This is a genomic window from Actinocrinis sp. (assembly GCF_035605935.1).
Taxonomy (GTDB): Bacteria; Actinomycetota; Actinomycetes; order Streptomycetales; family Catenulisporaceae; genus Actinocrinis.
Window position 1 is genome coordinate 1 of the sequence record NZ_DATNGK010000284.1, and the last position, 3,112, is coordinate 3,112.

Here is a 3,112-nt window from a genome sequence, read left to right on the forward strand (position 1 = left end):
CGGAAAATCGCCACAAGCATGGCCACCGCGGTCAGCGACTTCTCGCCGCCGGACAAGAGTGACAGCCGTTTGATCTTCTTGCCGGGCGGACGGGCCTCCACCTCGATACCGGTAGTGAGCATGTCGTCGGGGTCGGTGAGCAGCAGTCTGCCCTCGCCACCGGGGAACAACGCCGAAAACACATCGCGGAATTCGCGTTCCACGTCGGCGTAGGCCTCCGTGAACACCTGCAGGATGCGCTCATCGACGTCGGCGATGACGTCGAGCAGGCCCTTGCGAGCCGCCTTGACGTCCTCGAGCTGAGTCGACAGGAAGTTGTAGCGCTCCTCCAACGCGGCGAACTCTTCCAGCGCAAGAGGATTGACGCGGCCCAACTCGTTGAGCTCGCGTTCGGCCTTCTTGGCGCGACGCTCCTGGGTGGGCCGGTCGAACGGCATCGGCGCGGGCGCGGTGACCTGTTCGCCGCGTTCGCGCGCCTGCTCGTATTCCGCCATCTCTAGCTCCGGCGGTGGCAATGCCACGTCGGGACCGTACTCAGCGATCAGGTCGGCGGTCGCCATGCCGAACTGCTCGAGGACGTGCTCCTCGAGCTGCTCAATGCGAAGTGCCGCTTGCGCTTTGGCGACTTCGTCGCGGTGCAGCGAGTCGGTGATCGCAGCGATTTTGGCGGACAGCTCGCTGACCGCTTCACGCGCCTTCGTCAGCGCGCCTGCCCGGTGCTGGCGTTCGGCGGCGACCTGGTCGCGGGCGCGGGATGCGACGGCCACCGCCGAGCTCAGCCGCTGCGCGACAAGGCGTCCTGACTCGGCTACCGCGGCCGCTACCGCCGCGGCGTGTTCGCGTGCCTGGCGGGCACGCTGCGCACGCAGCCGGGCCTCGCGTTCGGCCGCCGCCGCCCGTCGCAGCGAATCTGCCCGCCCGCGAACGGCATTCGCGCGTTCTTCGGCCGTGCGCACAGCCAGCCGCGCCTCCACCTCGGCTGCTCGGGCCTGTTCTGCGGCGGCCATCGACGCCTGGCGGTCGACGGGTTGCGCTTCGAACGTCGGCTCCTGCTGGGCGTTGTGCAGCCGCTGCTCGAGTTGGGCGAGTTCCTCGACGGTTTGGTTGCGGCCCGCCTCCAGCTCGTTGCGCTGCTGGATGAGCCGCTGCCACTCGTCGTCGGCGGCGCGGGCGTCCTGCCCGAGCCTGCCGAGTTGCTCGTAGATGGCCGAGATCGCGGCATCGGATTCGTTGAGCGCGGCAAGTGCCTGCTCGGCGGCGTCCTGGCGGGACGCCTGCTCCACCAGCGCACCGGACAATGCGGCGGACAGCTCGCCTGCCTGCTTCTCAGAATCGGCCAGTTCGGCGCGCGCCTTCTCGACCTCTGAGGTGATCTCCAGCGTGCTGGGCTTGCGGTCCGAGCCGCCGCTGACCCAACCCGCACCGACGAGATCACCGTCGGTGGTAACCGCGCGAAGCGCCGGACGCGCCGCGACGAGATCCAGCGCGGCGGTCAGGTCCGGCACCACTGCCACGCCGGACAGCATGGCCGTGATCGCGCCCTGCAGCCGCGAGGGTGCCTCGACCAGGTGCACCGCCCATGTCGCGCCGTAGGGCAGTTGTTCCGTCGGTGGCGTCGCGCGGTGCGGCCAGTCGCCCAGCACGATTGCCGCACGGCCGCCGTCGGATTCCTTCAGCGCCGCGACCGCCGACCGGGCGGCGCCGAAGTTCTCCGCGGCGACGGCGTCTGCAGCCGCGCCAAGGACGGCCGCCACTGCGGCTTCATAGCCGGGCCGCACCTTCAGAAGGTTGGCGATCGAGCCGAAAAGTCCTGCGCCGCCACGGTTCTTCTGCAACCACGCCGCGCCGTCCTTGCGATCCAGCCCGACCGACAACGCCTCGATACGCGCCCGTAGCGAGGCCACTTGACGCTCGGCCCCGCGCTCGGCCGCCTGCAGTTCGGCGACGCGTTCGTCGGCCAGCCGCAGCGCGGCCACGGTGCGGTCGTGGTGCTCGTCGAGGCCGACCTCGCCGGCGTCGAGTTCACCGACGCGGCCCTGGATGGTCTCGAACTCGGCCTGCATCTGCTGGGCCTTGGCCGCCGCTTCCTCGATGCCGACCGACATGCGGGCCACGGTCTCGTCGATCGACTCGACGCGGGTGCGCATGGTGTCGACCTGTCCGGCCAGCCGCGCCAGGCCTTCACGGCGGTCGGCTTCGGCGCGAGCGGCGGCCAGGTGGGCGCGTTCGGCCTCCGCAGCGACGCGCTCACGTTCGGTGAGCTCGGTGCGCGCCGCCTCCAATCGCGTGCGGGACTGGGCCAGCTCGTCGAGCAGTTGCCGCTCCTGGGTCGCGACCTCCTCAGCCTGCGCCTCGAGGGCTTCGGGGTCGGGGCCGCTGGACGCCTCGGGCTCGGCGTCGAGATGCTGGGCGCGCTCGCTGGCGATGCGCACCGTCGCGCTGACCCGTTCGGCCAGTGCCGACAGCCGGAACCAGGTGTGCTGGGCGGCCTCGGCGCGCTCGCTGAGGGTATTGACCGCCGATTCGTGCGCGTTCAGTTCGACGATCTTGGCCTCGAGGCGGGTCGTCAACTCGTCGTGTTCGCGGCGCAGGGTGGTCTCGGCCTGGTCGGTGTTGTCGAACTCGGCCTTGCGGGTCACCAGATCGTCTGCGGCCAGGCGAAGCCGTGCGTCACGCAGGTCGGCCTGGATGGTCTGGGCGCGACGGGCCATCTCGGCTTGGCGGCCCAACGGCTTGAGCTGGCGGCGCAGCTCGGTGGTCAGGTCGGTCAGCCGGGCCAGGTTGGCCGACATCGAGTCGAGCTTGCGGACCGCCTTTTCCTTGCGCTTGCGGTGCTTGAGCACGCCGGCGGCCTCCTCGATGAACGCGCGCCGGTCCTCCGGCCGTGATTCAAGGATCTCGGCGAGCTTGCCCTGGCCGACGATGACGTGCATCTCGCGGCCGATGCCCGAGTCGGAGAGCAGTTCCTGCACATCCATCAAACGGCAACTGGTGCCGTTGATTTCGTACTCGCTCGCGCCGTCGCGGAACATCCGGCGGGTGATCGACACCTCGGAGTACTCGATCGGCAGCGCGTTGTCGGAGTTGTCGATCGTCACGGTGACTTCGGCGC

1 protein-coding gene is annotated in these 3,112 nt (G+C 69.9%); it reads right to left on the bottom strand.

All coding sequences use genetic code 11. The features are described 5' to 3' along the window. The coding region (gene smc / locus VN779_RS22960; RefSeq protein ID WP_349260901.1) for a chromosome segregation protein SMC at positions 1–3,112 on the bottom strand (3,112 nt) is incomplete at both ends.